The organism is Dactylosporangium sp. CS-033363 (genome assembly GCF_050942475.1).
Taxonomy (GTDB): domain Bacteria; phylum Actinomycetota; class Actinomycetes; order Mycobacteriales; family Micromonosporaceae; genus Dactylosporangium.
On sequence record NZ_CP192032.1, the window covers coordinates 67812 to 90047 of the forward strand.

At 70.0% G+C, this 22236-nt stretch carries 21 protein-coding genes and 1 tRNA gene; 13 read left to right on the forward strand and 9 right to left on the reverse strand.

Going from position 1 to position 22236, the window contains the following annotated elements:
• Positions 1 to 20: 20 nt before the first annotated feature.
• Positions 21 to 545 (forward strand): hypothetical protein, encoded by a 525-nt coding sequence (locus tag ACQPZ4_RS00325; RefSeq protein ID WP_433054359.1) that lies wholly within the window; start codon positions 21 to 23, stop codon positions 543 to 545.
• Between the two features lie 459 nt (positions 546 to 1004).
• Positions 1005 to 1301 carry a hypothetical protein gene (locus tag ACQPZ4_RS00330; protein ID WP_433054362.1) on the forward strand — a complete coding sequence of 99 codons (297 nt, stop codon included), beginning with the start codon at positions 1005 to 1007 and terminating at the stop codon, positions 1299 to 1301.
• A gap of 159 nt (positions 1302 to 1460) precedes the next feature.
• Here the strand turns inward: ACQPZ4_RS00330 and ACQPZ4_RS00335 are convergent, their stop codons facing one another.
• The 3 genes from ACQPZ4_RS00335 to ACQPZ4_RS00345 all read right to left on the reverse strand — a co-directional run bounded on the left by ACQPZ4_RS00335 (position 1461) and on the right by ACQPZ4_RS00345 (position 3646).
• A complete protein-coding gene (locus ACQPZ4_RS00335) occupies positions 1461 to 2267 on the reverse strand; it encodes a WecB/TagA/CpsF family glycosyltransferase (protein WP_433054365.1) in 807 nt (268 codons plus the stop codon).
• 12 nt (positions 2268 to 2279) lie between these two features.
• Complete coding sequence (locus ACQPZ4_RS00340) at positions 2280 to 3353, reverse strand: NAD-dependent epimerase/dehydratase family protein (RefSeq protein ID WP_433054368.1); 1074 nt, start codon at positions 3351 to 3353, stop codon at positions 2280 to 2282.
• Between the two features lie 207 nt (positions 3354 to 3560).
• Positions 3561 to 3646, reverse strand: a tRNA-Leu gene (locus ACQPZ4_RS00345).
• Positions 3647 to 3812: 166 nt separating this feature from the next.
• Between ACQPZ4_RS00345 and ACQPZ4_RS00350 the strand changes: the two genes are divergently transcribed.
• The 7 genes from ACQPZ4_RS00350 to pknB all read left to right on the forward strand — a co-directional run bounded on the left by ACQPZ4_RS00350 (position 3813) and on the right by pknB (position 13123).
• Positions 3813 to 4595 carry an FhaA domain-containing protein gene (locus ACQPZ4_RS00350; RefSeq protein WP_433054371.1) on the forward strand — a complete coding sequence of 261 codons (783 nt, stop codon included), beginning with the start codon at positions 3813 to 3815 and terminating at the stop codon, positions 4593 to 4595.
• Positions 4596 to 4635: 40 nt separating this feature from the next.
• Positions 4636 to 5115 carry an FHA domain-containing protein FhaB/FipA gene (locus ACQPZ4_RS00355; protein ID WP_433054374.1) on the forward strand — a complete coding sequence of 160 codons (480 nt, stop codon included), beginning with the start codon at positions 4636 to 4638 and terminating at the stop codon, positions 5113 to 5115.
• On the forward strand, positions 5112 to 6518 hold the full coding sequence (locus ACQPZ4_RS00360; RefSeq protein WP_433054377.1) for a protein phosphatase 2C domain-containing protein: 1407 nt from the start codon (positions 5112 to 5114) through the stop codon (positions 6516 to 6518). Before ACQPZ4_RS00355 ends, ACQPZ4_RS00360 begins: the two co-directional genes overlap by 4 nt.
• 60 nt (positions 6519 to 6578) lie before the next feature.
• On the forward strand, positions 6579 to 8051 hold the full coding sequence (locus ACQPZ4_RS00365; RefSeq protein ID WP_433067129.1) for an FtsW/RodA/SpoVE family cell cycle protein: 1473 nt from the start codon (positions 6579 to 6581) through the stop codon (positions 8049 to 8051).
• Entirely contained in the window at positions 8048 to 9568 is a 1521-nt protein-coding gene (locus tag ACQPZ4_RS00370) for a peptidoglycan D,D-transpeptidase FtsI family protein (protein WP_433054380.1), read from the forward strand. The genes ACQPZ4_RS00365 and ACQPZ4_RS00370 overlap by 4 nt, the downstream gene beginning before the upstream one ends.
• A 13-nt stretch (positions 9569 to 9581) precedes the next feature.
• Positions 9582 to 11312 carry a serine/threonine-protein kinase gene (locus ACQPZ4_RS00375; protein WP_433067132.1) on the forward strand — a complete coding sequence of 577 codons (1731 nt, stop codon included), beginning with the start codon at positions 9582 to 9584 and terminating at the stop codon, positions 11310 to 11312.
• Between the two features lie 89 nt (positions 11313 to 11401).
• Entirely contained in the window at positions 11402 to 13123 is a 1722-nt protein-coding gene (pknB, locus tag ACQPZ4_RS00380; protein ID WP_433067134.1) for a Stk1 family PASTA domain-containing Ser/Thr kinase, read from the forward strand.
• Positions 13124 to 13209: 86 nt separating this feature from the next.
• Here the strand turns inward: pknB and ACQPZ4_RS00385 are convergent, their stop codons facing one another.
• Genes ACQPZ4_RS00385 through ACQPZ4_RS00400 form a run of 4 tightly spaced genes read right to left on the reverse strand, consistent with a single transcriptional unit; the run spans position 13210 to position 16062 of the window.
• Complete coding sequence (locus ACQPZ4_RS00385) at positions 13210 to 13854, reverse strand: aminodeoxychorismate/anthranilate synthase component II (RefSeq protein ID WP_433054383.1); 645 nt, start codon at positions 13852 to 13854, stop codon at positions 13210 to 13212.
• A gap of 9 nt (positions 13855 to 13863) precedes the next feature.
• Positions 13864 to 14133, reverse strand: a complete 270-nt coding sequence (locus ACQPZ4_RS00390; RefSeq protein WP_433054386.1) for a hypothetical protein — start codon at positions 14131 to 14133, stop codon at positions 13864 to 13866.
• Positions 14134 to 14137: 4 nt separating this feature from the next.
• The gene (locus ACQPZ4_RS00395; RefSeq protein ID WP_433054389.1) at positions 14138 to 15256 is read right to left on the reverse strand and encodes a class E sortase; all 1119 of its coding nucleotides are present in this window, start codon (positions 15254 to 15256) and stop codon (positions 14138 to 14140) included.
• Positions 15253 to 16062 carry a DUF881 domain-containing protein gene (locus ACQPZ4_RS00400; protein ID WP_433067137.1) on the reverse strand — a complete coding sequence of 270 codons (810 nt, stop codon included), beginning with the start codon at positions 16060 to 16062 and terminating at the stop codon, positions 15253 to 15255. Before ACQPZ4_RS00400 ends, ACQPZ4_RS00395 begins: the two co-directional genes overlap by 4 nt.
• A gap of 130 nt (positions 16063 to 16192) precedes the next feature.
• On the opposite strand from ACQPZ4_RS00400, the gene ACQPZ4_RS00405 reads away from it, so the two are divergent.
• Together ACQPZ4_RS00405 and ACQPZ4_RS00410 are read left to right on the forward strand one after the other, a co-directional pair.
• The gene (locus ACQPZ4_RS00405; RefSeq protein ID WP_433054392.1) at positions 16193 to 16477 is read left to right on the forward strand and encodes a cell division protein CrgA; all 285 of its coding nucleotides are present in this window, start codon (positions 16193 to 16195) and stop codon (positions 16475 to 16477) included.
• A gap of 164 nt (positions 16478 to 16641) precedes the next feature.
• Positions 16642 to 18771 (forward strand): (Fe-S)-binding protein, encoded by a 2130-nt coding sequence (locus ACQPZ4_RS00410; protein WP_433054395.1) that lies wholly within the window; start codon positions 16642 to 16644, stop codon positions 18769 to 18771.
• 8 nt (positions 18772 to 18779) lie between these two features.
• Here ACQPZ4_RS00410 and ACQPZ4_RS00415 read toward each other — a convergent pair whose 3' ends face one another.
• Positions 18780 to 19013 carry a hypothetical protein gene (locus ACQPZ4_RS00415; protein WP_433054398.1) on the reverse strand — a complete coding sequence of 78 codons (234 nt, stop codon included), beginning with the start codon at positions 19011 to 19013 and terminating at the stop codon, positions 18780 to 18782.
• Positions 19014 to 19224: 211 nt separating this feature from the next.
• Between ACQPZ4_RS00415 and ACQPZ4_RS00420 the strand changes: the two genes are divergently transcribed.
• Together ACQPZ4_RS00420 and ACQPZ4_RS00425 are read left to right on the forward strand one after the other, a co-directional pair.
• The gene (locus tag ACQPZ4_RS00420; protein WP_433067139.1) at positions 19225 to 20553 is read left to right on the forward strand and encodes a hemolysin family protein; all 1329 of its coding nucleotides are present in this window, start codon (positions 19225 to 19227) and stop codon (positions 20551 to 20553) included.
• Positions 20546 to 21565: a hemolysin family protein gene (locus ACQPZ4_RS00425; RefSeq protein WP_433054401.1), complete on the forward strand. Its 1020-nt coding sequence runs from the start codon at positions 20546 to 20548 to the stop codon at positions 21563 to 21565. Before ACQPZ4_RS00420 ends, ACQPZ4_RS00425 begins: the two co-directional genes overlap by 8 nt.
• Here ACQPZ4_RS00425 and ACQPZ4_RS00430 read toward each other — a convergent pair.
• Positions 21562 to 22185: a class I SAM-dependent DNA methyltransferase gene (locus ACQPZ4_RS00430; protein ID WP_433054404.1), complete on the reverse strand. Its 624-nt coding sequence runs from the start codon at positions 22183 to 22185 to the stop codon at positions 21562 to 21564. The two genes, ACQPZ4_RS00425 and ACQPZ4_RS00430, sit on opposite strands and share 4 nt — an antisense overlap.
• Between the last annotated feature and the right edge of the window lie 51 nt (positions 22186 to 22236).

Genomic DNA, 22236 nt, shown 5'->3' on the forward strand with positions numbered 1-22236 from the left:
GTGAGATAAGGCTTCCTACCGTGAACATTGGCCCCGAAAACTTCGGCAACGGATCGTCGAAGACCGACGACCGTTTCTCCGGGCAACTGGGTAGCTACCGTCCGGGCGGGCGCCGGGACGGCATCGGCGACGGGCCGCTCGACGACCTGTCCCCCCGCAACGGCTCGCCGCTGGACCGGGCGTCGATGCCGCTGGACATGACGCCGCCCAAGCTTCCCGAGTCCTCGCTCGTCGCGGACCTCGGCCCGATGACCGGGGGCTCGCTCGGTGGCAGCTCGCTGAGCGGTGGCTCGCTCGGCGGTGGCTCGCTGAGCGGCAGCGGCTCGCTGGGTGGCGGCCCGCTGACCGAGCCGATGTTCGGCCGCGACTCCTGGCTGGACACGCCGACCGGCTCGATGGCCGACCACCCGCTGCTGCGCGGGCTGCTCATGGAGCTTCCACCGAAGGGCACCATGCCGCAGCAGGACTGGCTCGACCGCTGGTTCGAGGCCGCCCGCAGCATCCTGGAGCTCATCTACTCGCAGGAGTCCCGCCAGCTGAAGTAGGGCCGCTCGCGCGCACCAGCTCGTCTATCGACAGGCCGATCACCACCCTGTAGAAACGCAGGGAGGACTCGACCTGGGGAGGTCGGACGGGCTCCGGGGTGCGCCGGCCGCGCGGCTCGGAGCCCGTCGTGATCCGCCCGCCGCGCGCCCTGTGTCGTTCTTCCGGCTTGCTCAATCACGGCCGCGCCGCCCTCGTCCACGGCCCCGCACGGACGGTCGGCCGGTCGGCCGCGGCGGCACCTGGATCGGCGGAAAATCCCAGGTGAAAGCCGCTCAAGAGGGCCGGGCAGCGGCCGATCCAAAGTGGTGTACAAGATCAGTCATATCGGCCGAATGTCCGATTGGTCGTGCCACGTTCGGGCCAGCGGGCGTGTCGCAAAGTTGATGGTCGATCTTGAAATGTCCGCTTAGCTTGGGTCGGAGTTTGCCGCACAACGGGGCAGCGCAAGGAGGAACGACGTGACCGATCTGATCTTCGCCTTCGTCAGCGGCTTCGGCCTGCTGGCCCTGAGCGTCGGCGCTTTCGGCGTGCTGGACGCCTTCCACAAGCGCGGCGTCGGCGAGAGGCGAGTCGACCTGCTGATCGGTCTGTACGCCGTCGGCGTCATCGCGAACATCGTCGCGTACGTGATGCTCGACCGGTGGTACATCGCCGCGCCGCTCGCCCTGATGCTCTGGCCGGCCGAGGCCGCGTTCAGCAAGCGGGGGACGTTCAAGCGCCGGGCCGTCAAGGTGGACGCGATCACCGGGCGGTAGGACCGTTTGGGTGTGACATATCCCAAATTTTGCTGACCGGGCGCCCTAGTGGGCGCCCATCGGCGTTTCCGGGACCGGTTCGAGGCCGCTTCGGGACCGGTTCGAGGCCGCTTCGGGACCGGTTCGAGGCCGCTCTCTCACGTCGGCCTCACGGCGGCCTCAGACCGCGAAGTCCTTCAGGGGCTCCGTCGCGGGGGCCGGCGGGGCCGCGCGCCACACACGGGCCTTCTGAGCGCCCAGGCGGGCCAGGTAGTTCGGGTTGAGCAGGATGTACCGGCGCCAGAGCCGCTTGGGCTCCAGGCCGAGCCGCCACAGCCACTCCAGGGCGTAGCGCTGCATCCAGGCCGGCGGGTTCTTCAGGCCGCCCGCGTGGTAGTCGAACGCCGCCCCGACCGCCAGCATCGGCGCGTCGACCAGGTGCTTCATCGCGTAGACGAAGACCTCCTGGCGCGGGCAGCCCAGGCCGACCATCACCACGCGCGCGCCGGAGGCCTTGATCCGGGCCGCGATCTGCTCCGGCTCGCCCTCGGCCGCCTTGCGGAACTTCGACGGCTCCATCCCGGCGATCTTCAGCGCGGGGAAGCGCTCGTGCAGCTTCGCGGCCAGGCGGTCCAGCGTCTCCTGGGTGGAGCCGTAGAAGTACACCGGAAGGCCTTCTTCGGCGCTGGCGGCGAGCACCTTGAGGGTCAGGTCGGGCCCGTAGACGCGGTCGGCGAGCTGGGCGTGGTGGAGCAGGTTCAGCGCCCACCGCACCGGCTGCCCGTCGGGCGTGACCAGGTCGAACGAGTTGAGCCGGGCGCCGTGGGCCTTGTCCTGCACGCCCGTCATCACGCCGTGCACGGCGAGGGCGGTGACGGCCAGCGGGCGGCCCTCGCGGGCGGCGCTCATGACCTTGTCGACGGCGCTGTCGTAGTCGACGGCGCTGACCTCGACGCCGAGGACGTTCCGCTTGCCTGCGTCAATCACTGCCGATCACTCTCAGGCTTCCGGCGTCCACTTGTCGACGTTGGCCTCGTAGATCTCCTGGCAGATCATGGGCACGTCGTAGACCTGCTTCCAGTCCGGGTAGTCGAGCTGGAAGCGCTCGTTGGAGCCGATCCACCACTGGTGGTCGCCGACCCGGTTGGCCTCGTGGTACTCGGTGCTCATCTCGTTGCCGGTGATCTGCTGGGCCAGCGCGAAGACCTCGAGGTGCGAGGTGTTGGAGTGCCGGCCGCCGCCGAGGTTGTACACCGCGGCCGAGCGCGGGTTGCGGAAGAAGGCCTCGAACGCGGCGACCACGTCGTGCGAGTGGATCGCGTCGCGGACCATCTTGCCCTTGTAGCCGAAGATCTTGTACGTCCGGCGCTCCATGTTGCACCGCATGACGTAGCCGAGGAATCCGTGCAGCTCGGTGGCGGAGTGCGCCGGGCCGGTCAGCGTGCCGCCCCGGAAGCAGGCGGTCTTCATGCCGAAGTAGCGCCCGTACTCCTGCACCATCACGTCCGCGGCCACCTTGGAGGCGCCGAAGACGGAGTGCAGGCAGGCGTCGATCGACATGTCCTCCTTGATGCCGCCCTCGTACTCGTGGCCGGGCTCGATCTCCCACCGGGTCTCGAGCTCGCGCAGCGGCAGGGAGTTGGGGCGGTCGCCGTACACCTTGTTGGTCGAGCAGTGGATGAACGGCGCCTCGATGCAGTGCTCGCGGACGTTCTGCAGCAGGTTGAGGGTGCCGCCGGCGTTGACGTCGAAGTCGGTGAAGGGGTCGCGGACCGCCCAGTCGTGCGACGGCTGGGCCGCGGTGTGCACGACGACCGCGATGTCCTTGCCGTACTTCTTGAAGATGCTCGCGAGCGCGTCCCGGTCGCGGATGTCCACGTCGTGGTGGGTGTACGCCTCGCCGAGGTCACTCGTAAGACGGACCACGTTCCAGGCGGTGGAGGCCTCGGCGCCGAAGAACCGCTTGCGCATGTCGTTGTCGATGCCGACGACGTCCAGCCCAAGCGACGCGAAATGGCGTACGGCTTCCGATCCGATGAGTCCGGCCGACCCGGTGACTAGTGCAACGCTCACGACTCGGCAGCATACCCGTGGCCCGGCGTTCGCCCCTTGTACCCACTGCTGGCCCAGCCTGAGTCAAGATTTTGACCGATGTCCAGCCACCGGCCGGGGGGTTTGGGCGGGCAGAGCCCCCCAATGGGGAGCGAGCTTGCTCGCGCGAGGAATCCCGCCGCTGAACGGCGAAAGCGGCCCCTGCCGATGAGCAGGAGCCGCTTACAGTGGTGGGGAAGGGGGGAGTTGAACCCCCACGCCCTTTCGGGCACACGGACCTGAACCGTGCGCGTCTGCCATTCCGCCACTTCCCCTTGGACCAGTGGAGACGAGCTCCCTCGGTCCGGCGCGTCAGAGCATAACTCAAGCCCCACTCGGCAGAATCACCGGGTAGGCACTAGGCTTCCCTGGGCGCCACGGAAGAGTAGCACGGGCCGACCGGTCAGCCTGCATACGGGCGTGCGACGTCCGGATACCATCATGACCTCGGAACCCGAGGAGGAACCGGTGAGTGTGCTGCAGCGCTTCGAGAAGCGCCTAGAGGGCCTGGTCGAGGGGGCCTTCGCCAAGGTCTTCAAGGGGGTCGTCCACCCCGTGGAGATCCTCAACGCCATGCAACGGGAGGCGGAAGCCCACAAGGCGATTCTGGCCGGCGGGCGCACGCTCGTGCCGAATCGCTACGTGATCGACCTGTCGCCGTACGACCACAGTCGGCTGGCGCCCTATGCCGCCGCGCTCGCCCAGGAGCTGGCCCAGTCGCAGGCCGAGTTCATCGGTGAGCAGGGCTGGACGGTCTACGGCGACGTGATCGTCGAGATCGAGCGGGGCGACGGGCTGGACACCGGCATGTTCCGGGTGACCGCTGAGGTCTACACCGGCGCCGACGTCGCGCCCCCGCCGACCCCGGACCCCTACGGCGGCTACAACCAGCAGGCGGCCGGCGGCTACGGCCCCCCGCCCGGCGGCCCCGGCGGGCCGGCGCGGAACGTCCGACTGGTGTCCGGCGACGGGCGAAGCTACCCTCTGTCGATCGGTTCGACCGTGATCGGCCGGGGCGACCAGGCCAACATGCGGCTCCCAGACGTCGGGATCTCGCGTCGCCACGCGCGGCTCGACTTCGACGGGGCCCAGGTCGTGCTGACGGATCTCGGTTCCACCAACGGCACGATGGTCAACGGTCAGCGCGTCTCTGCCGTCGCGTTGAATCCGGGTGACATGATCCAGCTCGGCACGACCACGCTGACCTACCGCGTGGATGGATGACCGTACTTCACGTAGGCGGATCTGAATGAGCGCGTCGTAGATGGAATTCGTCATCACGGTCGCCCGGTACGGGCTGCTCGTGCTGCTGTGGATCTTCGTGTTCACGGTGGTGGGAGTGATCCGCCGGGACCTGTTCGCTGGCTCGCGTTCGAGCCGGATCGTCGCCGCACCCCGGGGGGTTGGTGCGGTGACGGCTCCCGGCCGTCCGGCGAAGGTGAAGCGGGGCAAGACCGCCAACCAGCTCTTCGTGACCGCCGGCGCGCTGGCGGGAACGCGTATCACCCTCGGTGAGGCGCCGATCACGATCGGCCGCGCCGAGGACTCGACGCTGGTGATCACCGACGACTACGCCTCGTCGAAGCACGCCCGGCTCGTACCGCGCGCCGGCCAGTGGTATCTCGAGGACCTGGGCTCGACCAACGGGACCTACCTCGACAAGACCAAGGTCAGCGCGCCTACCCCCGTCCCCCTCGGCGTGCCGATTCGCATCGGCCGCACTTCTCTCGAGTTACGGCCATGACCCTCACCTTGCGCTATGCGGCACGCAGTGACCGCGGTCTGATCCGAAGCGGAAACCAGGATTCCGTCTACGCCGGACCGCGGCTGCTCGCCGTGGCCGACGGCATGGGCGGCATGGCCGCCGGTGACGTCGCCAGCAACATCGTCATCGCCACCATGGCGCCACTCGACGAGGACGTGCCGGGCAACGCCATGATCGACACCCTGCGGGGTGCCGTCGATCTGGCGAACCAGCAGATCCGGGACGCCGTCGAGGAGAACCCGGCCATGGAGGGCATGGGCACGACCCTGACCGCCATGCTGTTCTCCGGCTCGAAGATGGGCATGGTGCACATCGGCGACTCCCGCGCGTACCTCGTGCGCGACGGCGAGTTCGCCCAGATCACCAAGGACGACACCTACGTCCAGATGCTCGTCGACGAGGGCCGGATCAGCCTCGAGGAGGCCAACAGCCACCCGCAGCGCTCCCTGCTGACCCGGGCGCTGGACGGCCGCGACGCCGATCCCGAGTACTCGGTCCGCCAGGTCAAGACGGGCGACCGGTACCTGCTGTGCAGCGACGGCCTCTCCGGCGTCGTGAGCGCGGAGACGATCGAGTCCACGCTGCGCGAGTACGTCGACCCCGACCAGTGCGCGGGCCGGCTCATCGAGCTCGCCCTGCGCGGCGGCGGCCCCGACAACATCACCGTGATCGTCGCCGACGTCACCGACGAGGACATCGTCGAGGAGCGGCCGATCGTGGGCGGGGCGGCGGCCCAGGACCGCGGCATGGCCACCTCGGCCGACCAGTCGATGTCCTCGGCCCGCGGCGCCGCGCTCTCCGCGCCGCGCCCGCCGGTCCCCGAGGACCCGGCGACCGCGCACCGCAACGCGAATCGCGACGACGACGAGGAGCCGCGCTCCCGCCGCCACCCGGTGCGCACCGCGATCCTCCTCGTGGTCCTGCTGGGCCTGCTCGGCGGCGGTCTCTGGTACGGCTGGAGCGTGACCCAGTCGCGCTACTACGTCGGCGCCACGGACGCCGGCCGGATCGCGATCTTCAAGGGCGTGCCCGGCAAGATCGCCTGGCTGAACCTCTCCGAGGTCTACATGGAGAGCCCGACGCTGACGCTGGACGACCTCACGCCGGCCGCCCAGGGCACCGTCAAGCAGGGCATCCAGGTCGACACGCTGGCCCAGGCGCAGGACAAGCTGTCCCAGCTGGAGGACCCGGACAACCCGAACCGCAAGCAGGCCTGCCCGACGGCGCAACCTTCCGACTCCACCTCGGCGTCTCTTTCCGTGTCGGCCTCCGTGGATCCCAATGCCAGCGCGACGACGCCGGCCCTGGATCCCGCGGTCCCGCCGTCGCCGACCACCGAGCCGTCCTCCACGCCGACCCCGACCCCCGGCGCCAGCTGCTGACGTGTTGAGGCGAAAAGGAAGACAGTCGTGACCGCCACCGCCATCCCGGCTCCGTCGCCCATGGGCGGCGGGGCTGGCAGCTCGTCGCCCGCCCGCCCGCGCACCCGGCGCAACGTCGAACTGGCGCTGCTGATCTTCGTGATCGCGATCCTCGCCATCTACGCGGCGGTGGTCGAGGGCAACGCGATCGGCGAGGTCACGGGGGACTTCTGGGTCCAGACCGCGATCATCGCGATCATCTTCCTGGCCGCCCACGTCGCGGTCCGCTTCCTGGCGCCCTTCGCCGACCCGGTGATCCTGCCGTCGGTGGCGCTCATCAACGGCATCGGCGTGGGCTTCCTGCGCCGGCTCGACCTGGCCACCACCAAGGCGGTCGACCGGCCCGAGCTCAACGTCTTCGGCGGCGACGGCTTCCGCCAGCTCGGCTGGACGGCCGCGGCGGTGGTCGGGGCGATCGCGCTGCTGGCGATCGTGCGCGATCACCGGTCGCTTTCGCGGTACGCCTACACGCTCGGCCTCGTCGGCATCGTGCTGGTCCTGATCCCGGCGGTGCTGCCGGCGAAGTACTCGGCGATCCACGGCGCCAAGCTCTGGATCAAGCTGCCGGGCTTCACGATCCAGCCGGGCGAGTTCGCCAAGATCGCGCTGCTGGTCTTCTTCGCCTATTACCTGGTGCGCAAGCGCGAGGTGCTGTCCCTGGCGAGCAAGCGGTTCCTCGGCATCGACTTCCCGCGCGGGCGCGACCTCGGCCCGGTCGTCGGCGTCTGGCTGATGTCGCTGATGGTCCTCGTGTTCGAGAAGGACCTCGGCACCTCGCTCATGTACTTCGGCCTGTTCGTGGTGACCCTCTACGTCGCCACCGAGCGGGTGTCCTGGCTGATCATCGGTCTCGGGCTGTTCCTCGGCGGCGCGTTCCTGGCGTACTTCCTGGGCAAGACCGTCGGCGGCCCGTTCCTCAACTTCTCCGAGCGCGCGACCACCTGGCTCGACCCGTTCGCGGACGCGGACGACAAGGGCTACCAGTTGGTCCAGTCGCTGCTCGGGCTGGGCACCGGCGGGCTCACCGGCACCGGCCCCGGCGCCGGTCAGCCGACCAAGGTGCCCGAGGTCTGGACGGACTTCATCTTCTCCGGCCTCGGCGAGGAGATCGGCCTCTTCGGGCTCACCGCGCTGCTGGTGACCTACCTGCTGCTGGTCGAGCGCGGCCTGCGCGCGGCCATCAACGTCCGGGACTCGTTCGGCAAGCTGTTCGCCGGTGGCCTGGCGTTCACGCTGGGGTTGCAGGTGTTCGTCATCGTTGGTGGCATCAGCCAGCTCATCCCGCTGACCGGGCAGACCACGCCGTTCCTCTCGGCCGGTGGCTCGTCGCTGGTGGCCAACTGGCTGCTGATCGGCCTGCTGCTGCGCATCTCCGACGCGTCGCGCCGGCCCGCCGGGGGTGCTCCCTCGGCCGGGCTCGGCGGCACGGCGCCCGGCGGGGGCGGCGGCGCTCCGGTCCAGATCAAAGAGATGCCCACGGAGGTCGTGCGATGAACGCCCCGCTGCGCCGGGTCGGGGTCGTGGTCATGGTGCTGTTCGCCATGCTCTTCCTGAACCTGAACTACCGGCAGGTGGTCAAGGCCGACGACTACCGCACCAGCTCGCGCAACGCGCGCGTGCAGTCGACGGAGTACGAGCGGCCCCGCGGCAAGATCGTCGACGACAAGGGCAACGTGCTCGCCGACGCGTCGGTGACCCAGGACTCGCTGAAGTACCTGCGGACGTATCCGCTCAAGGACGAGTACGCCTCGGTCCTGGGCTACAAGCCGGTCAACCTGGGCGCGACCAAGCTCGAGAAGCTCAACAACGACTTCCTGATCGGGACCTCGGACAAGCAGGCGGCCGACCGGATCGCCGGGATGTTCACCGGCAAGGAGCCCGCCGGCGGCAACGTGCTGCTGACCCTGTCCAAGGGCACCCAGGACACCGCCTACCAGGCGCTGGGGACCAACAAGCTCGGCATCAAGAAGGGCGCGGCGATCGCGCTCGACCCGGCCACCGGCAAGATCCTGGCCGAGGTCTCCATGCCCAGCTACGACCCCAACCTGCTCAGCACGCACGACACCAACGCGGCGCTGGCGAACTACAACACCCTCAACAAGGACCCGAACAAGCCGCTGCTGAACCGGGCGACTTCCGAGGTGTACCCGCCGGGCTCGACCTTCAAGATCGTCACGTCGGCCGCGGCGATGTCCGCCGACTCCGGCCTCACGCCCGACTCGGTCGTGCAGGGTGGCGAGTTCTACCAGCCGCCGGAGACCTCGACGTTCCGCATCAAGAACTCGCACGAGGGCATCTGCCCGGACAACATCACGATGAAGCAGGCGCTGACCGTCTCGTGCAACACGGTCTTCGCCCGCATCGGCGTCGAGCGGGTGGGTGCCGACAAGCTCAAGTCGATGGCCCAGGCCTTCGGCTTCGAGCAGGAGCCCCGCCTCATCGAGGACCAGGACAAGAACTACTGCGGCATCGTGGCCAGCCACACCGGCCCCATGACCGCCGGCACCGACAACCGCGTCGACCCGCCCGCCGTTGCTCAGTCGAGCATCGGACAGCGCGAGGTGAAGATGTCGCCGCTGCAAGGCGCCATGATTGCGGCGACGGTTGCCAACGGCGGAAAGCAGATGCAGCCCTACATTGTCGACCGTCTGCAGAACGCCGACCTGTCGATCGCCGACCACACCGAACCGAAGGTCCTGCGCACGCCCATCAACGGCACCGTCGCGCAGGAGCTGCAGACCATGATGTTCAGCGTCGTCACCTCCAACGACGGCACCGGTCGCAGCGCTCGCATCTCCGGTTTGGACGTGGGTGGTAAGACCGGTACGGCGGAGAACGGCGAGGAGTCCGAGGACCACGGCTGGTTCATCGGCTTCGCGCTCAAGGACGGCAAGCCGATCATCTCGGTCGCGGTTTTCCTCGAGAACGCTGGCAAGGGCGGCAGCGGCGAGGCGGCTCGGATTGCCGGTCTGATCATGAAGGCTTACGCGGACGAAAAGGGCATTCGATAATGAGGTGCGCGAGATGTTGAGCGCCGGCACCACCCTCGGCGGCCGATACCGCCTGGACGAACGCATCGCCGGCGGCGGCATGGGCGACGTGTGGCGCGGCACCGACGAGGTGCTCGGCCGCACGGTGGCCATCAAGGTGCTGCTCTCCGCGCTGATGGAGGAGCCCGGCTTCGCCGAGCGGTTCCGCGGCGAGGCCCGCACCATGGCGACGATCAACCACCCCGGCGTCGTGGACATCTACGACTACGGCAGCGAGAACGGCACCGCCTTCCTGATCATGGAGTACGTGGAGGGCGACGCGCTCTCCCGCACCCTGTCCCGGGTCGGCCGGCTGACCCCGGCGCGGGCCATGGCGCTGATCGCCCAGGCCGCCGACGCGCTGCACGCCGCGCACGAGAAGGGCATCGTCCACCGCGACGTCAAGCCCGGCAACCTGCTCGTGCGCCCCAACGGCACGCTGGTGCTCACCGACTTCGGCATCGCCCGTTCCGCCGCCGTCGCGCAGCTCACCGCGGCCGGCTCGGTGCTCGGCACCGCCTCCTACATCTCGCCCGAGCAGGCCTCGGGCGCCCAGGCCACCCCGCTGTCCGACGTGTACGCGCTCGGCGTCGTGGCCTACCAGTGCCTCTCCGGCGCGCGCCCGTTCGAGGGCGAGAACCCGCTCGAGATCGCGATGCGCCACGTCCGCGACATGCCGCCGCCGCTGCCGGCCGACATCCCGCCGCCGGTGGCCCAGCTCGTCGAGCGGGCCATGGCCAAGGACCCGGCCGCCCGCTGGCCCAGTGCCGCCGCGCTGGCCCAGGCCGCCCGGCGCGTCTCGGGGCAGCTCTCCGGCGGCACGGCCACCGGCCCCGCGGTCGCGCCGATGGGCGCCCCGATGGGCCCGCCCGGCTCGCCGGTGGGCCGCAACCCCGTCTCCGGCGGCCCGGTCTCCGGCTCGCCCGTCTCGCCCGGCTACGGCAACCCGCCGATGTCCGGCGCCCCGATGTCCGGCCCGCCCACCTCGGGCGCGGGCGGCACCCGGATCATGCCGGGCGCGGTGCCCGGCGCCGCGGCCGGTGCGGCCGCGGGCCTCGGCGGCCACCAGGCGCGCGGCGCGGCCGGCGTGCCCCCGCCGCCGTCGAACGAGACCGCGACCTTCCTCGGCTCGACCGGCGGCTACCAGGGCGGTTACCAGGGCGGCGGCGGCACCATGGCGCCGGCCAACCCCAACCGGGGCACCTCGGGCGGCGGCAGGAAGAACAACAACCTGATCATCATCGGCGTGGCCGCGGTGGTGCTGCTGGTGCTGGTCGGCGTCGGCGGCCTCTACCTGGCCAACAAGAGCGACGAGCAGAAGCCGAGCGGCGTGGGCGACAACCCCACGACGACCGCGCCGACCCAGGCGGCGACCACCGCCAAGGCGACCGGCAAGCCGGTCAGCGTCTCGTGCAAGCCGCTCGGCCAGACCGGCGAGCAGTTCAAGAAGGAGCTCGAGCGCCGGGGCATGACCGTCAACCTGGTGGCCGAGCCGACCAGGAACGCGTTCCCGAACCAGGTCACCAAGGTCGAGCCGTGCGGCACCAACATCCCGGAGGGCACCACGATCACGGTGACCGTGAACCAGGGCACGGTCGACGACAATGACGACAAGACCAACGCCCCGTCCAACGGTCCCGGCAACACGGCGTCCAACCCGGCGCCGGGTAGCAGTGTGACCTGCGAGAAGCCGAAGATTCTGATCAACGGCGTCTGCGTCGGGTAGTGACCGGCACAACCGTCGGACAAGCTGGAATGTGACCTCGTCGGCAGACGTGGCAAGGTAGATAGTCGATGACCGAAGGACGACACGACATGACCGCCCAGCCACGCCTCCTCGGCGGCCGCTACCAGGTCGGGGAGTTGCTCGGCTATGGCGGAATGGCCGAGGTCCATCGCGGTCGCGACCTGCGGCTCGGCCGGGACGTCGCGATCAAGACGCTGCGCACCGACCTCGCCCGCGACGCCACATTCCAGCTGCGGTTCCGCAGGGAGGCGCAGAACGCCGCCTCCCTGAACCACCCGGCCATCGTCGCCGTCTACGACACCGGCGAGGAGCGCGGCCCGGCGGGCGAGGAACTCCCGTACATCGTCATGGAGTTCGTCAACGGCCGCACCCTCAAAGAGGTGCTGGCGGCCGAGGGCCGGCTGATGCCGCGGCGGGCGCTGGAGATCACGGCGGACATCTGTGCCGCCCTGGAGTTCAGCCACCGGCACGGGATCATCCACCGCGACATCAAGCCGGGCAACGTGATGCTCACGCAGACCGGCCAGGTCAAGGTGATGGACTTCGGCATCGCCCGGGCGCTGGCCAGCGGGGCCACGACGATGACGCAGACGTCGGCGGTGATCGGCACCGCGCAGTACCTCTCCCCGGAGCAGGCCCGCGGCGAGCCCGTCGACGCCCGCAGCGACGTCTACGCGAGCGGCTGCGTGCTGTTCGAGCTGCTCTGCGGCCATCCGCCGTTCGTCGGGGACAACCCGGTCTCCGTCGCGTACCAGCACGTGCGGGAGGACCCGCGCCCGCCGAGCTCGAGCAATCGCGACGTGACGCCCGAGATCGACGCGGTCGTGCTCAAGGCGCTGGCCAAGAACCCGCTCAACCGCTACCAGTCGGCGGGCGAGATGCGGGCCGACGTCATGCGCGCCGCCGCCGGCCGCCCGGTCTCGGCGCCGCCGGTGATGAGCGCGGACGAGATGGCCGCGGTCATGGCCGAGCAGCAGACCACGCAGTACCGCCCGCCGCCCGCCTCGCGCCAGCCGGCCCGGGCCAACCAGCGGCAGAAGCGCAAGAGCTCCACCGGCGTCGTGGTGCTGATCACCGTGCTGACGCTGATGGCGGTGGCCGCGCTGTCGATCGGGCTGTACCTGGCCAACCAGGACCCGGACGTGCGGGTCCCGCAGATCACCGGGCAGAAGCAGTCCGAGGCCGACAACGCCCTGCGCCAGTCCGGCCTGACCGGCGATCCGCGCCCCGGCTCGACGGAGAACTGCCAGGAGGGCGTCGTCACCCTGCAGAACCCGACGCCGGGCGTCCAGGTCAAGTCGGGCTCGCAGGTCGACTACGAGGTCTGTGGCGCGCCCACGCTGGTCAACGTGCCGCAGCTGCAGCACCTGACCAAGCAGGAGGCGGTCGCGCAGCTGCAGACGCTCAAGCTGCAGCCACAGATCCAGGAGCGCGACGGCGTCGAGGCCAAGGACGAGGTCCAGGCCTCCGAGCCGGCGGCCGGCACCCAGGTCAAGCCGAACGCGACGGTCACCATCTTCGTGTCGAAGGGCAACCAGGCGATCATGCCCAACGTGCTGGACAAGAACCCGAACGAGGCGCAGGGCATGCTCCAGCAGGCCGGCTTCACCAGCATCACCACGCAGAACGTGACGACCACGGACGACTCCAAGGTCGGGCTCGTGATCAGCACCAAGCAGGTGGCCGGCAAGACCTACCTCAAGACCGAGCAGATCGTCCTGAGGATCGGCCAGAGCGACAACGCGTCGGCACCGCCGTCCGCGAACCCGAGCAAGAGCGCTGGCGGCTGACGCCACTTGTCAACACCCTGTGGATAACTCGGCAGTTATCCACAGGGTTGTGCACAAGCCCTGCAGGGTGAGGCGCAGCTTTTGTACTAGGCGAAGGCGGCGATCCGCCGCGCCTCCACCTCGGCGACGAGCTCGGGGGCCCGCTCCAACGCGCCGGGCAGCCCGCACACCGCGAGCCAGTTGGCGAGCATCTGGTGACCGCCCTGAGTCAGTACAGACTCGGGGTGGAACTGGACGCCCTCGATGGGCAACTCGCGGTGCCGCATGGCCATCACGACGCCCGACTCGGTGCGGCCGGTCACCTCGATCTCGGGCGGGAGCGTCGACTCGACGACGGCCAGCGAGTGGTAGCGCGTGGCGATGAACGGGTCGGGCAGCCCGGCGAGCACGCCCTGGCCGGTGTGCGAGACGAGCGAGGTCTTGCCGTGCAGCAACTCCGGCGCGCGGGTCACGGTGGCCCCGAAGGCCGCGCCGAAGGCCTGGTGGCCCAGGCAGACGCCGAAGATCGGCACCTGGCCGGCCAGCTCCTCGATCACCGACATGCAGATCCCGGCGCGCTCCGGGGTGCCCGGGCCGGGGGACAGCAGGACGCCGGCCGGGTTCACCGCGGCCACCTCGGCCACGGTGATCTCGTCGTTGCGGCGAACCTCGCACTCGACGCCCAGCTGGCCCAGGTACTGCACCAGGTTGAAGACGAACGAGTCGTAGTTGTCGATGACCAGGACGCGCACGCTGATTCCTTAGCTGGGGAGGACCACCGGGGGAGCCGGGCTCGTCGCGCCCGTCTTGGCCGGCGTCGGTGCCGTCGACGGTGCGGGACTCTCGACCGTGATGTCCGCGCCGGGGTCGTTGGTCTCCACCTGCACGTCGTCGAACGGCAGGATGGGCTCCACGGCCGGGAAGACCTGATACCAGAGCAGCGCGCCGACGCCGAGCGCGAGCACGGTCGAGACGAGCGCCTTGAGCTGCCACTGCTTGAACGGGATGTGACGCCAGAGCCAGGAGTACACGCGCTCAGCCCTTCAGCTCGGCGGGATCGCCGTCGGCGACGGGCTGCGAGCGGGTGAGTTCGGCGTGCACGACGTACCGCTGATAGTTGTTGAACTTGGGGTTGCAGGTGGTCATCGTCAGCATCGCCTTGGTCGGCACCTCGCCCGGCTTGTCGGGCACCGGCGCGACGACCTGCACCGCGGTGGGCAGCACGATCTCGTGGCCGGTGACGGTGTAGACGAACCAGGTCTCGGCCGTCTTGATCACCACCGAGTCGCCCGGCTTGAGCTTGTCGAGGTCCCACCAGATGGCGGGCGTGCGGTGCCCGGCCATCGAGAAGTTGCCGACCTGGCCGGGCAGCGCCGTGTCCGGGTAGTGCCCGGGGGCGTAGCGGATGTCGGCCGGGGTCACGCCCTGCACGACGGCCCACTTCTTGTTCAGCCGCGGGATGTGCACGGAGGCGATGACGGCGCCGTTGGCCGGCTTGACCACGGCGGGCGACGGGCCCGCGCTCGGCCCGACGGTCGGCTGCTGGGCCCACTGCTGCTCGAGTTGGTGGTTCAGCTCGTCCTGGTGGGCGTCGACGATCGCCGACTTGCCCCAGACCTCGTAGCCCGCGAACAGCAGCACGATGAGGCCGAAGGTGATCAGCACCTCGCCCGTGCCGCGGCTGATGGCGCGGGCCACCGAGCCGAACGACGTCCTCGTGTATTCGGAGTACACGCTCCGGTACCCTTCCTCGGTTCGGACCGGGCGCAGCGGTACCACGGTGACGCCCTTGGGCGTCTCGGGTGCGGCCGGCCGGTCGTCGTCCTCGGGGGTGGACGGAGTCGGTGGAAGTTTCGCGGCGGCGGCCGGAGGGACGGCCGCACCGGTGTCACTGAGTTTCGGAATATAGGCCGTTTCGGAGGCGTCCGTGCCGGATTCGGGGAAATCCGGGGTGATTTTCGGGATGATCGCGGTCGCGTCAGCCTCGGCGGGAGCTTGCGCCTGCGGCTCGGCGGGCACGCGCGGCAGGACGGTCGTGGCAGTGTCGTCGGCCTTGGGCTCCGGCGGGAGCCGCGGAATGATGGTCGTGGCGATGTCGTCCTGGTCGAGCGCGCGGTGGCGGGGACGGTGCTCCGTCGGCGACGGGCCGGTCACGACCCGGCCTGCGCGGCGCGTAGGGCGGTCGAACCGTTGTAGGCCGGGGCCGGGACGTCGGCCTGGACCTTGACCTGGTAGCCGAGCCCGAAGGTCTCGGCGGCCTCGCTGAACAACCGGACCCCCTCGGAGGCGTCGAGCGCACGCTGCATCGCCGCCTGATCGCCGATGGCGGCGACCTCGAAGGGTGGCGAGTAGACCTGCCCGTCGAGCAGCAGCGTGTTTCCCACGCAGCGTACCGCGCTCGTCGCGATCACCCGGACGCCCATCAACGTCATCGCCTCCGCGCCGCCGGCCCACAGCGCGTTGACCACCGCCTGCACGTCCTGCTGGTGAACGACCAGGTCATCGGGGGTGGCGCCGGCCGGGCGGGTGCCGTCGGCGCGGCGCGGGGCATCGTTGAGGCTGACCGTCAGGCCGGGTCCGTGCAGGGCGGTCAGCCCGGCGGCGGCCTGCTGGGCGTCGCCCCGCTGCCGCTGCGCGTCGACCTGTCCGTCCGCGCCGGCCTGGGTCTTCTGCTGCTTGTCGATCTCGGCCCGCAGCCGGGCCGACCGATCCCGGGCGTCGGCGATTTCTTTTTTCCGCTCGGCGATGAGGTTGGTCAATTCGGGCCGGCGGTCGTCGCGCAGGTCGGTCCCCTTGGCCGTGGCGGCGCTCAGCGAGAACAGCATCCCGGCCACCAGGAGGATCACCGGAGTCAGCACTGACCAGCCGAAACCCTGCTTCTGTGGGCGGCGTGGCAGCATAGCGCGACCGAGTCGTCGCAGCGCGTGGGTCCATGAGGAGCCGCCTGATGTGTACTCCACCACGACCCCTCCCCGCACGCGCGTGCCGACTTGACTACGCTAGTCGGAGAACATTATTCAGGCCGACGCTGGCGGAGGTGGCGGCGTCACGTGGATAGTGTTGGCCAGACGACCCCTCCAGGAGAGCGCCGTGCCGAAGTCGACAGTTCGTAAGAAGAAGGTCTACACCGCTCCGTCGGAGCTCAGGCCGCAGGAGACTGCGACCGCGAGGCGCCGTCCGAGTCCGGTGTGGGTGCCCGCGCTCGCCGTCGCGCTGGTGGTGATCGGCATCGCCTGGCTCGTGTCGTATTACCTGACCCAGGGCTTCTTCGACGTCAGCTGGCTCTCGACGCTCGCCGATCTGAAGTACTGGAACCTGGCCATCGGCTTCGGGTTCCTGGTCGCTTCGCTCGCCGTGTTCTCCAAGTGGCGCTGATCGATTGACCTGCTCGCCCCCTCGGCCACGCCGAGGGGGCGAACGTGTCAGAACCCCGCGGTGTCATACCGTGAGCTGCGACAAACTTCACGTTACCCATTGGTAACAAGAGGGACTAAGGTCCATCTGGAGTGGTTCCGGCCCGGACCGTGGGAGGCTTCGGCATGGGTGCAGTGCAGATCGTGACGACCTGCGTCGCCGCGGCGATCACCGTCGTGGCGGCGGTCCTCGTCGTGCGGACGGTCCGGCGCATGCTCGCCGTGATCCGGCTGGGTCAGCCCGACCCGACCCGCGGCGACAACAAGGGTCTGCGGCTGCGCACCATGCTCGCCGAGACGCTCGGCCACACCCGCATGCTGCGCTGGACCGTGGTCGGCGCCGCGCACTGGTTCGTCATGATCGCGTTCATCGCGCTGTCGCTGCTGGTGATCGAGGCGTACTTCGAGGTCGTCAAGCCCGGCCTCGGGCTGCCGCTGATCGGCGCCTGGAACATCTACGGGCTGGTCACCGAGTGGATCGGGGTGCTCGGCTTCATCGGCATCCTGGTCCTGATGGGCATCCGGCTGCGGAACCTGCCGAGCAAGCCGGGGCGGCGGTCGCGATTCACGGGTTCGACGATGTGGCAGGCGTACTACGTCGAGTACACCATCCTCGGCGTTCTGCTCTGTGGCTTCTTCATCCGCGGCTTCAAGGCGGCCAACGACGAGCTGGAGTGGCCGGCCTGGGCCGCGCCCGTGAGCCACGCGCTGGGCTCGGTCCTGCCCGCCTGGCCCGCCGCGGTCAGCCTGGTGGCGATGGTGAAGATCATCATCTCGATGGCCTGGGTCATCGTGATCGCCAGCAACGTGACCATGGGCGTGGCCTGGCACCGCTTCCTGGCCTTCTTCAACATCTTCTTCAAGCGCGCCCCGGGCCGGAAGGGCTCCGGCCTCGGCGCCCTGCGCCCGATGACCAGCCAGGGCAAGCCGCTGGACTTCGAGGAGGCCGACCCCGACAAGGACCAGTTCGGCGTCGCGACCGTCGAGCAGTTCAGCTGGAAGGGCATGCTCGACTTCACCACCTGCACCGAGTGCGGGCGGTGCCAGTCGCAGTGCCCGGCCTGGAACACCGGCAAGCCGCTCTCGCCGAAGCTGCTCATCCTCAACCTGCGCGACCACGCCTACGCCAAGGCGCCGTACCTGCTCGCCGGTGAGGACCACTCGAACGTCAACGCGCTGGCGCTGGCGGAGCAGGCGCGGCCGCTCATCGGTACCGCCGAGCAGAACGGCATCATCGACCCCGACGTGCTGTGGTCGTGCACCACCTGCGGCGCGTGCGTCGAGCAGTGCCCGGTGGACATCGAGCACGTGGACCACATCGTCGACATGCGCCGCTATCAGGTGCTGATCGAGTCGAACTTCCCGACCGAGGCCGGCGTGATGCTGCGCAACCTCGAGAACAAGGGCAACCCCTGGGGCGCGGCGCAGTCCACCCGCGACGACTGGACCAAGGGGCTCGGCTTCGAGGTCCCCAACGTGGCCACCGTCGAGGAGGGCGAGTTCGAGTACCTGTTCTGGGTCGGCTGCGCCGGCGCCTTCGAGGACCGGGCCAAGAAGACCACCCGGGCGGTGGCGACGCTGCTGAACGAGGCCGGGGTCAAGTTCGCCATCCTCGGCCAGGGCGAGACCTGCACCGGCGACCCGGCGCGGCGCATCGGCAACGAGTTCGTCTTCCAGATGCTGGCCCAGCAGAACGTCGAGACCCTCAACGAGGCCGGCGTGAAGAAGATCGTGGCGACCTGCCCGCACTGCTTCAACACGCTGTCCAACGAGTACGGGCAGCTCGGCGGGCACTACGAGGTCATCCACCACACGCAGCTGCTGGCTCAGCTCGTCGCGGCCGGCAAGCTCACGCCGGTCCAGCCGCTCGACGGCTCGGTCACCTACCACGACCCCTGCTACCTCGGCCGGCACAACCGGGTCTTCGCCCCGCCGCGCGAGGTGCTGGGCGCCGTGGCCGGCCCGGCCCGCGAGGACTCCGGGCTGGTCGAGATGGACCGGTTCGCGGAGCGCTCGTTCTGCTGCGGCGCCGGCGGCGCGCGCATGTGGATGGAGGAGCGGATCGGCAAGCGGATCAACGTCGAGCGGGTCGAGGAGGCGCTGTCGACCGGCGCCAAGACCGTCGCCGTGGCCTGCCCGTTCTGCCTGACCATGCTCGGCGACGGGGTCACCGGGAAGAAGGCGGCGGGGGCCGCGCCCGAGGAGGTCGAGGTCGTCGACGTGGCGTCCGTGCTGCTCCGGGCGGTGCAGAAGTAGGGCCCTGATCACCGCTGGCCGATGACGTTCATGGCCAGACCGAGCGCGATCAGTACGGCGGCCGCGGTGGCGATGATCCGCAGGCCCTTGAGGCCCTCGGCGATGGCCGCCTTGCGGGCGCCGGGGACGAGCGCCTTGGTGCGCACGTAGTCCAGCCTGGCCCGCTTCGCCTTCGCGCCGGCGTTGCCCACCGCGATGCCGGCCGCGAGCGCGATACACGCGCCGATCAGCGCCGCTCCCATCTCAGTCCCCCTCGATGCTTGCCGTGACCCCCGCTGGCATCAGCATCGGGGCTGCTCAGTGCGCGGCAAAGTCCCCGAAAGAGGGAGGGTGATCTACGTATCTCGATCCTCGGGTGGCTCGTTCTCCACGGTTCGCCGGGGCGGCTTCGGCGGACTTTGGGTTCACGTGGAACAATCGGTGCACACCTGAAGGGATCATCGCGCGAGCGTGTTGACAACACTGTTGCCCCTGCTGGCGTTCGCGCTGCTCACCGCGGCGAACGCAGCCTTCGTGGCCGCCGAGTTCTCCCTCGTCACCGTCGACCGCGCCGAGATCGAGCAGCGGGCGAACGCGGGCGACAAGAAGGCCCGTACCGTCCGCCAGGCCCTCCGCGAGCTGTCGTTCCAGCTCTCCGGCGCCCAGCTCGGCATCACCCTCGCGGGTCTGTTGACGGGCTACCTGGCCGAGCCGGCGCTCTCCCGCCTCTTCGAGCCGGCCCTGCACCCGATCTTCGGCTCGGTGACCGAGACCGCCGCCCACGTGTGCGGCCTGATCGTGGCCACCCTGATCTCGATGCTCTTCGGCGAGCTGGTGCCCAAGAACGCCGCCCTGGCCAAGCCGATGCCGCTGGCCCGCGCCACGGCCGGCCCGCAGCGCGGCTTCTCCAAGTTCTTCTCCTGGCTGATCACGCTGCTCAACGGCACCGCCAACTGGGTCGTGCGGCGCTTCGGCATCGAGCCCCAGGAGGAGCTGGCCAGCGCCCGCTCCCCGGAGGAGCTCGGCCTACTCGCCGCGATCTCGGCCCGGGCCGGCGCGCTGCCCAAGGAGACCGCGGTGCTGCTGCAGCGCACCATCCGCTTCGGCGACAAGCGCGCCGCGGAGGCGATGACCCCGCGGGTCGACGTGGTCTCGCTGCGGGCCGACGCCACCGTGGCCGACCTGCTGGCCACCTCGGTGCAGACCGGCTACAGCCGCTTCCCGATCTACGAGCAGACGCTCGACCAGGTCACCGGGGTCGTCACGGTCACCGACGCGCTCGGCGTGCCGCCGGTGCGCCGCCCCACCACCCGCGTGAGCGCGGTGGCCCGGGAGCCGCTGTTCGTGCCGGAGAGCCTGGACCTCGACGGCGTCCTCGAGGCGCTGCGCAAGGGCAACTCCGACGTGGCGATCGTGGTCGACGAGTACGGCGGCACCGACGGCGTCGTGACCGTCGAGGACCTGGTCGAGGAGCTGGTCGGAGAGATCGCCGACGAGCACGACATCGACGACGAGCCGGCCAGCGCGCACGGCATGCCCGACCTGACCGCCCCCGGCGCCGAGCGGACCGTGCTGGTCGACGGGGTGCTCCGCGAGGACGAGCTGGCCGAGCTCACGGGCTTCCATGTGCCGCCGGGGCCGTACGAGACGCTGGCGGGCTTCCTGATGGCGCGCCTGGGCCGCATCCCGACCGTGGGCGAGACCTGGAACGAGGACGGCTGGGAGTTCACCGTGGTGGAGGTGGAGCGCCGCCGGATCGAGCAGGTCCGCGTGGTGCGCCCGGAGGTGCCCGAGGATGACTGAGCTGCTGATCACGGTCTTCCTGCTGCTCGGCAACGGCTTCTTCGTGGCGGCCGAGTTCTCGCTGATCGCCTCGCGCCGCACGGTCATCGAGCCGATGGCGGCCACCTCCCGCCGCGCGCGGACCGCCCTGCGCGCCATGAACGAGATCCCGCTCATGATCGCCGGGGCCCAGCTGGGCGTGACGATCTGCACGCTGGGCCTGGGCGCGCTGGCCGAGCCGGCGCTGGCCCACGGCCTGCACGGGCCGTTCGAGGCGCTGCACATCCCGGAGAACCTGGTCCACCCGGTCGCCTTCGCCCTGGCCCTGGCGGTCGTGGTGTTCGCGCACACGGTGGCCGGCGAGATGGTGCCCAAGAACCTGACCCTGGCCAACCCCGAGCGGGCGGTGCTGTGGCTCGGGCCGCCGATGTACGCCTTCTGCATGGCCACGAAGCCGCTGCTGGTGGCCATGAAGTGGGCGTCGCGGACGATCCTGTCGCTGTGGCGGATCGAGGCCACCGGCTCCGTGAAGACCGTCTTCACCGCCGAGGAGCTGGCCGGGCTGGCGGCGCAGGCGACGACCGAGGGGCTGCTGGCGCCGGAGGAGCACGCGCGCATCACCGGGGCGCTGGCCCTGTCGCGGCGCACGGCCCGGGACGCGCTGCGGCCGTGGTCGGAGGTGACGACGATCGCCGAGGACGTGTCGCCGGCGTCGCTGGAGGTGCTGGCCACCCGTACCAATCGATCGCGGTTCCCGGTCGTCGAGCGCGCCTCGCGCCGGGTGCTCGGGTTCGTGCACGTCAAGGATGTGCTGGGCTTCGTCGGGCCGCAGCGGCGGGCGCCGATTCCGGCCGACCTGATCCGGCCGCTGGGGATCGTGCCGCCGACGCGGACGCTGGCCGAGCTGCTGCTGGCGATGCGGCGGGAGCGGCAGCACATCGTGCTGGTGAGCGACGGGCGGGTGCCGCTCGGCGTGGTGACCCTTGATGACGTGCTGACCGCTGTGGTCGGCGAGCCGGTGGTCTCGGCTTAGCACTGGCCGTACAAGATGGCGCCTGGCTTTGGGGTTTCCGGGCTTATGAGGAGCTGGGCCTCGACGGTGAAGCCGGCCGCGCGCATCCAGGCCGCCACGCGCTCGGGTGGGCGGACGTGGACGTGGACGCGCATGGGGTGGCCGCCGTAGCCCTCGGTCTTCAGCGTGGTCCGGTCGCCGACGTGGAAGCCGAGCGCCAGGATGCCGCCCGGTCGCAGGACCCGTTTGAGCTGGTCGAGGACGGTGGGGACGAGGTCGTCCGGGATGTGGATCAGCGACCAGAACGCGATCACGCCGGCCATTTCCTTGATGTCGGCTCGGAGGTCGGTCATGTCGCCGACCTCGAAGCGCACGGATGGGTTTTCGCGGCGGGCCAGTTCGATCATGGCGGGGGACAGGTCGATGCCGATCGCGTCCAAGCCGAGCCGGTGCAGGTGGGCGGTCACGTGGCCGGGGCCGCAGCCTATGTCGGCGACGGGCGCTCCCGGGCCCACCAGGTCTGCGAACAGGGCGAGGGCGGCGCGCAGGTACGGGTCTTGTCGTAGCGCGGGGCGCACCAGGTCGGCGTAGCTCTCGGCGACGGTGTCGTACGAGGTGCGGGTGTCCTTCAGCCAGTCCACGCCGCGACCCTAACGGTTGATGCGGTTGCCGTTCGGGCGCGCGCTATGACG

What these genes read in the sequence shown, in the direction of transcription:
- ACQPZ4_RS00350 (WP_433054371.1), top strand. Translation starts at nt 3,813, where the DNA reads ATGACCTCGGAACCCGAGGAGGAACCGGTGAGTGTGCTGCAGCGCTTC.
- ACQPZ4_RS00415 (WP_433054398.1), bottom strand. Translation starts at nt 19,013, where the DNA reads ATGGGAGCGGCGCTGATCGGCGCGTGTATCGCGCTCGCGGCCGGCATC.
- ACQPZ4_RS00425 (WP_433054401.1), top strand. Translation starts at nt 20,546, where the DNA reads ATGACTGAGCTGCTGATCACGGTCTTCCTGCTGCTCGGCAACGGCTTC.
- ACQPZ4_RS00360 (WP_433054377.1), top strand. Translation starts at nt 5,112, where the DNA reads ATGACCCTCACCTTGCGCTATGCGGCACGCAGTGACCGCGGTCTGATC.
- ACQPZ4_RS00375 (WP_433067132.1), top strand. Translation starts at nt 9,582, where the DNA reads ATGTTGAGCGCCGGCACCACCCTCGGCGGCCGATACCGCCTGGACGAA.
- ACQPZ4_RS00370 (WP_433054380.1), top strand. Translation starts at nt 8,048, where the DNA reads ATGAACGCCCCGCTGCGCCGGGTCGGGGTCGTGGTCATGGTGCTGTTC.
- ACQPZ4_RS00410 (WP_433054395.1), top strand. Translation starts at nt 16,642, where the DNA reads ATGGGTGCAGTGCAGATCGTGACGACCTGCGTCGCCGCGGCGATCACC.
- ACQPZ4_RS00355 (WP_433054374.1), top strand. Translation starts at nt 4,636, where the DNA reads ATGGAATTCGTCATCACGGTCGCCCGGTACGGGCTGCTCGTGCTGCTG.
- ACQPZ4_RS00365 (WP_433067129.1), top strand. Translation starts at nt 6,579, where the DNA reads ATGGGCGGCGGGGCTGGCAGCTCGTCGCCCGCCCGCCCGCGCACCCGG.
- pknB (WP_433067134.1), top strand. Translation starts at nt 11,402, where the DNA reads ATGACCGCCCAGCCACGCCTCCTCGGCGGCCGCTACCAGGTCGGGGAG.